5 protein-coding genes are annotated in these 6,915 nt (G+C 73.3%); 4 read left to right on the top strand and 1 reads right to left on the bottom strand.

The genetic code is table 11. The annotated features are described in order from the left end of the window. Nucleotides 1-174: 174 nt before the first annotated feature. From guaB to DKT69_RS19505, 4 genes are all read left to right on the top strand, one after another. Complete coding sequence (gene guaB, locus DKT69_RS19490) at nt 175-1,737, top strand: IMP dehydrogenase (protein ID WP_109802952.1); 1,563 nt, start codon at nt 175-177, stop codon at nt 1,735-1,737. Nucleotides 1,738-1,765: 28 nt separating this feature from the next. Beyond that, nucleotides 1,766-2,884, top strand: a complete 1,119-nt coding sequence (locus DKT69_RS19495; protein ID WP_109802953.1) for a GuaB3 family IMP dehydrogenase-related protein — start codon at nt 1,766-1,768, stop codon at nt 2,882-2,884. A 74-nt stretch (nt 2,885-2,958) separates the two neighbouring features. After that, nucleotides 2,959-4,350: a M1 family metallopeptidase gene (locus DKT69_RS19500; protein WP_109802954.1), complete on the top strand. Its 1,392-nt coding sequence runs from the start codon at nt 2,959-2,961 to the stop codon at nt 4,348-4,350. Between the two features lie 90 nt (nt 4,351-4,440). After that, the gene (locus DKT69_RS19505; RefSeq protein ID WP_201749743.1) at nt 4,441-5,904 is read left to right on the top strand and encodes a M1 family metallopeptidase; all 1,464 of its coding nucleotides are present in this window, start codon (nt 4,441-4,443) and stop codon (nt 5,902-5,904) included. Nucleotide 5,905: 1 nt separating this feature from the next. On the opposite strand, the gene DKT69_RS19510 is transcribed toward DKT69_RS19505, so the two are convergent. Then, a partial coding sequence (locus DKT69_RS19510) for an LCP family protein (RefSeq protein ID WP_109802962.1) occupies nt 5,906-6,915 on the bottom strand: 1,010 nt, incomplete at its 5' end.

Below are 6,915 nucleotides of genomic sequence, written 5' to 3' on the forward strand. Positions count from 1 at the left end.
GCGGGGGAAGTCCGCCCCCGGCGCTCACGGCGGCGCCGCCCGGCCGCGCTGCCGCTGCCGGGGCCGGGCCAGCTCAATGGGTACGATGAAGCGACGCGCCGTCACCTTGGCGTGCGCCGGTGCCCGCGCGCGCCGCCTCGCTGAAGCCCGTCCGAGCAGCTCAGGAGAGCAATCGTGGAAAATTCGCCCAGCACCGATCTTCCGGCCGGCGCCGACAACGGCGAGCTGGGCGGTCACCTGCCGGAGCTGCCCGCCGGCTCCGCGCGGGTGGTGCCGCTCGGGCTGACCTTCGACGACGTGCTGCTCCAGCCGGGCGAGTCGGACGTCGTGCCCAGCCGGGTCAACACCCGTACGAGGCTCACCCGCAACGTCGAGCTGACCGTGCCGCTGCTCTCCAGCGCGATGGACACCGTCACCGAGGCCCGGATGGCGATCGCCATGGCCCGGCAGGGCGGCATCGGGGTGCTGCACCGCAACCTGTCCCTCGAGGACCAGGCGCTCCAGGTCGACCTGGTGAAGCGCTCCGAGTCCGGCATGATCACCAACCCGGTCACCGCCAGCCCGGACGACACCCTCCGGGACGTCGACGAGCTCTGCGGGCGGTACCGCATCTCCGGCGTGCCGGTGGTGGACGCCGACGGCGGGCTGGTCGGCATCGTCACCAACCGCGACATGCGTTTCGTCTCCGACCCGGCCACCCCGGTCCGCGAGATCATGACCCGTCCGCCGCTGATCACCGCCCCGGTCGGGGTGAGCAAGGACGACGCGCTCGACCTGCTGCGCCGGCACAAGGTGGAGAAGCTGCCGATCGTCGACGACTCGGGCCGGCTGCGTGGCCTGATCACGGTGAAGGACTTCACCAAGAGCGAGCAGTACCCGAACGCCACCAAGGACTCCGCCGGCCGGCTCCGGGTCGCCGCCGCGGTCGGTGTCGGCGAGGACGCGTACAAGCGGGCCCGCACGCTGGTCGACGCGGGCGTGGACGTGCTCATCGTGGACACCGCGCACGGGCACCAGCGGGCCGTGCTGGACATGGTCCGCCAGCTCAAGGCCGACGTCGCCATCGACATCGTCGGCGGCAACGTGGCCACGTACGCCGGCGCGAAGGCGCTGGTCGAGGCGGGTGCCGACGGCATCAAGGTGGGTGTCGGCCCGGGCGCGATCTGCACCACCCGGATCGTCGCCGGGGTGGGCGTGCCGCAGATCACCGCGATCATGGAGGCGGCCCGCGCCGCCCGCCCGGCCGGCGTGCCGGTCATCGGTGACGGCGGCATCCAGTACTCGGGCGACATCGCCAAGGCCCTGGTGGCCGGCGCCGACACGGTGATGCTCGGCAGCCTGCTGGCCGGCTGCGAGGAGAGCCCCGGCGAGCTGATCTTCATCAACGGCAAGCAGTACAAGGCGTACCGGGGGATGGGCTCGCTCGGCGCGATGCAGTCCCGCGGCCAGGGCAAGTCCTACTCCAAGGACCGCTACTTCCAGCAGGACGTGCTCGCCGAGGACAAGCTGGTCCCCGAGGGCGTCGAGGGTCAGGTGCCCTACCGGGGCCCGCTGTCCGCGGTCGCCCACCAGCTCATCGGCGGGCTGCGGGCCGCCATGGGCTACGTCGGCGCGGAGAGCATCCCCGAGCTGCACCGGCGTGGCCAGCTCATCCGGATCACCGCGGCCGGCCTCAAGGAGAGCCACCCGCACGACATCCAGATGACGGTCGAGGCGCCGAACTACCACTCCCGCTGACCAACACCCCCAAACACCTGGAGTCCCCATGCGTGACGTGGTCGAGATCGGGCTGGGCAAGACCGCGCAGCGCGGCTACCACCTGGACGACATCGCCATCGTGCCGAGCCGCCGGACCCGGGACGTCGACGACGTCTCCACGGCCTGGCAGCTCGACGCGTACCAGTTCGGCATCCCCTGCGTCGGGCACCCCTCCGACGCGACGATGAGCGCCTCGTCCGCCGTCCGGCTCGGCCAGCTCGGCGGTCTCGGCGTGCTCAACGTCGAGGGCCTCTGGACCCGGTACGAGAACCCGGCGAAGGTGCTGGAGGAGCTGGCCGGCCTCGACGAGGACGCCCGCGCCACCAAGCGGCTCCAGGAGGTGTACGCCGAGCCGATCCGTCCCGATCTGATCGCCGAGCGGGTCCGCGAGCTGCGGGCTGGCGGCGGCACGGTGGCCGTCCGGGTCTCCCCGCAGCACACCCTGGCGCTCGCCCCGGTGATCCTCGACGCCGGCGTGGACATCCTGGTCATCCAGGGCACCATCGTCTCCGCCGAGCACGTCTCCACCACCGACGAGCCGCTCAACCTCAAGGAGTTCATCGCCGACCTCGACCTGCCGGTCATCGTCGGCGGCTGCACCGACTACAAGACGGCGCTGCACCTGATGCGGACCGGCGCGGCCGGCGTGATCGTCGGCATCGGCGGCGACGACTGGTCCACCACCGAGTCGGTGCTCGGCATCCGGGTGCCGATGGCGACCGCGATCGCCGACGCGGCGGCGGCCCGCCGGGACTACCTGGACGAGACCGGTGGCCGGTACGTGCACCTGATCGCCGACGGTGACATCCAGACCTCCGGTGACATCGCCAAGGCGCTGGGCTGCGGCGCGGACGCGGTGATGCTCGGCGAGGCGCTCTCGCTCTGCGAGGAGGCCCCCGCCGGCGGCGCCTGGTGGCACTCCGCCGCCAGCCACCCGTCGCTGCCCCGGGGCGCGTTCGAGGTGGCCGGCGAGCCGCTCGGCTCGATGGAGCGGCTCCTCTTCGGCCCGGCGGACGAGCCGGACGGCCAGCTCAACCTCTTCGGCGGCCTGCGCCGGGCGATGGCCAAGTGCGGCTACCGGGACCTCAAGGAGTTCCAGAAGGTCGGCCTCGTCCTCGACCGCTGAGGCGACGCGAGCGAACCACGGCGCGGGTGTGGATTCCGGTCCCACCCGCGCCGTCGCGCCTCTACGCTCGGCGGGTGACGCGCGGGCGGTGGTACGCGGCGGCGCTGGTCGTGGCGCTGCTGACGGGCGGCTGTACCCGCGGCGACGACAGGCGGTTCCGGGCCGGGGCGGCCGACGCGGGGGACCCGTACGTGCCCGGGGCGGGCAACGGCGGGTACGACGTCGCGCACTACCGGCTGAAGGTCCGCTACGACCCGGGCAGCGACCGGCTCACCGGCGAGGCGACGATCACCGCCACCGCGACCGCCGGGCTGTCCCGGTTCAACCTCGACCTCGCCGGCCTCGCCGTCGACCGGGTCCGCGTCGACGGCGCACCGGCTCGGCACCGCCGCGACGGCAACGAACTCGTCGTCACCCCCGCCCACGGTCTGGCGTCCGGGAAGTCCTTCACCACCGAGGTGACGTACGCCGGGGTGCCGCAGCCGCTGCCCAGCGGCGAGCTGGGCAGCGGCGGCTTCCACGCCACCGGGGACGGCGCGATCGCGCTCGGCCAGCCGGAGTCGGCGAGCACCTGGTTCCCGGTCGACGACCACCCCTCCGACAAGGCCACCTACGACATCGAGGTGACCGTCCCGGACGGGCTCGCCGCGCTGAGCAACGGGGTGCTGCGGTCCCGGGCGAGCCGGGACGGATGGACCACCTGGAGCTGGTCCGAGGGCTCGCCGATGGCCAGCTACCTGACCACACTGGTGATCGGGAACTACCGGGTGTCGACCGGCAGCCACGCCGGGAAGCCGATGGTCACGGCGGTGGCCGCCGGGCTGCCGGCGGACGGGCCGGCCGCCGCCTCGCTCGCCCGCACCGGCGAGATCGTGGACTTCCTGGCAAGCCGCTTCGGCCCGTACCCGTTCGACGCGTACGGCGGCATCGCGGTCGCCGACGACCGCATCCGGTACGCCCTGGAGACCCAGTCCCGGCCGGTCTACGGGCCGGGCTTCTTCCGGGGCGGCCGGCCCGACACCGAGGTGGTCGCCCACGAGCTGGCCCACCAGTGGTTCGGCGACAGCGTCTCGGTGGCCCGGTGGAGCGACATCTGGCTCAACGAGGGCTTCGCCACGTACGCCGAATGGCTCTGGACCGAGCACGACGGCGGCCGCACCCTGGCCCGGAGCTTCGCCACCCAGTACGCGGCCACCGACTGGACCCGGCCGTCGGTCGACCCGGGCCGGCCGGCGATGTTCGGCGACGCCGTCTACCAGCGGGGGGCGCTGGCCGTGCACGCGCTGCGCCGCGCGGTCGGCGACGACACCTTCTTCCGCATCCTGCGCGGCTGGACGACCGAGCGCCGGGACGGCACCGCCACCACCGCCGACTTCGTCGCGTACGCCGAACGGGCCGCCGGCCGGCCGCTGCTCGCGCTCCTCGACGCCTGGCTCGTCGGCGGCACCGCGCCGGCGCTGCCCTGACGCGGGCCCGCGAGCCCGCGGGCCGCTCGGTAGGCTGCCGCGGGCGGAGCGGCCGGGCCGCCCACGGTCGTTCCCGGGAGGGTCGAGACGATGACGCTGACGCGGCGGGGCGTGCGACGGCGCCTCGGGTTGCTGGTGGTGGGAACGCTGCTGCTCGCCGGCTGCGGCTCGGCCGGCCCGGAGCGGACCGCGCCGACGCCGACGCCGGCCTCCCCGACGACGGCCCGGACCTTCGCACCCGGTGCCGCCGGCGCCGGCGATCCCTACTTCCCCGGTTACGGCAACGGCGGCTACGACGTCGCCCACTACATCGTCCGGGTCCGCTACGACCCGGCGAAGGACCGACTGACCGGTACGACCACGGTGCGGGCCACCGCCACCGCGAACCTGTCCGCGTTCCACCTGGACCTGGCCGGGCTGACCGTCCGCTCGGTGACCGTGGACGGCGTCCAGGCCGCCCACGCCCGCGCCGCCGACGAGCTGATCGTCACCCCGGCGACCGGGCTCAGCTCCGGCAACGGCTTCGTCGCCGAGGTCCTCTACGACGGCGTGCCGACCACGTTGGACAACGAGGTGCTCGGTGAGGGCGGCTGGCTGCACACCTCGGACGGCGCGATCGCGCTCGGCCAGCCGGAGTCGGCGAGCACCTGGTTCCCGGTCAACGACCACCCGTCGGACAAGGCCACCTACGACTTCGAGATCACCGTGCCGAAGGGACTGACCGCGGTCAGCAACGGCGTGCCGAAGGGGCGGACCACCCGGGGCGGCTGGACCACCTGGTCGTGGTCCGAGGGCGCGCCGATGGCCAGCTACCTCAGCACGGTGGTGATCGGGAAGTTCCGGGTCACCACCGGCGAGCACCAGGGACGGCCGGTGTTCAGCGCGGTCACCACCAAGGTGGCGAAGGGCGCCCCGGACCGGTCGATCGAGCGGACCGTCGAGGTGGCCGACTACCTGGAGAGCGTGTTCGGGCCGTACCCGTTCGACGCGTACGGCGGGGTGGTGGTCGCCGACGACCGGATCCGGTACGCGCTGGAGACGCAGACCCGGCCGGTCTACTCCGCCGGGTTCTTCCGCCAGGGCGACGACACCGGGGTGGTGGCGCACGAGCTGGCCCACCAGTGGTTCGGCAACAGCGTCGCGCTCCAGCGCTGGCAGGACATCTGGCTCAACGAGGGGCTGGCCACGTACGCCGAGTGGCTCTGGGCCGAGCACACCGGCGAGTCCACCGTCCAGCGCGCCTTCGACCTGCGGTACGCGGCGGCGTCCGGGCAGGTCTGGCGTACCCCGCCCGGGAAGCCGGGGGTGGCGAACCTGTTCGGCGAGTCGGTCTACCAGCGCGGCGGGATGACCGTGCACGCGCTGCGGGTGGCGGTCGGCGACGCCGCCTTCTTCACCATCCTCCGCACCTGGGCGGAGGAGAAGAAGAACGGCAACGGCACCACCGCCGAGTTCCGGGCGCTCGCCGAGCGGGTCTCGAACAAGCAGCTGGACAAGCTCTTCGACGCCTGGCTCTACGGCACCGAGCGCCCCGCCGAGCCGAAGCCGCTCTGAGTCAGGTCCGCACCCGCACGGTGGGATGGGTCTTGAGGAACTGCTCGGCGCGGCCGGCGCGGAGTTCGGCGAGGAACTGGCGGCCCACGGGGCGGAGCTGCTCGCCCTGGTAGGCGCCTCCCTTGCCGACCGCGTCGCCGGGGAGGCCGACCAGGACCAGGCCGTCGGCGGGCATCCCGCCGAGGGCGTACGCGAAGTCGACCAGCCGCCGCTCGCCGCCGGTGTACACCATGGTCTTGCCGAGGGTGCGGACCACCTGCTCGACGCGGTCCGGGTCCCGGGCCAGCCCCTGACCGAGAATCTTGCGGATCAGTGCCCGGATCAGCTGCTGCTGGTGGCGCTGCCGGGCGTAGTCGCCCCCGGCGATGTAGCGCTGTCGGGCGTAGTCCCGCGCCTGCCAGCCGTTGAGGTGCCGGTTGCCCTTCTCGTAGACCATCTGCGGCCCGGTGTACCCGCCGGCCGTGTGTGGCCGGTACTGCCCGTCCGGGCGCCGGTGGATCGAGGCGACCCGCTGGTCGACGTAGAGGTCCACCCCGCCGAGGGCGTCGACCAGCCGGTCGAAGCCGAAGAAGGTGAGCACCGCGCCTGCGTCGATGCGCAGCCCGGTGTACCGGCTGACGGTGGTGCGCAGCAGCTCGTACCCCTGAGCGGTGCTCGGGTGGGCCTTGTCGCCCGGGACCCGGCTGCCGTAGCTCATCGCGTGGGTGAGCTTGGTCCGGCCGCCCGGGTAGCCGGCCTTCGGGTAGGCCGGGATGTCCACCACCAGGTCGCGGGGGAGCGAGAAGAGGTATGCCTGCTTCAACCCCGCATCCACGTGCATGACCAGCACCGCGTCGGCGTGCGGCTCCCAGCCGGGCACGGTGACCCGGGTGTCCACCCCGACGATGAGGAAGTTCAGCGGGCCGGTCAGGTCGGCGCCGGGCGGCGGGGTGGGGCTCGCCGCCCGGCGCCGACCTGACCGGCCCCTGTCTCTTATCCACATCTCCGAGCCCACGAGACGCGTAGTAACCT

Origin of the sequence: Micromonospora sicca, assembly GCF_003172935.1 — a bacterium.
GTDB classification, from domain to species: Bacteria; Actinomycetota; Actinomycetes; order Mycobacteriales; family Micromonosporaceae; genus Micromonospora; species Micromonospora sicca.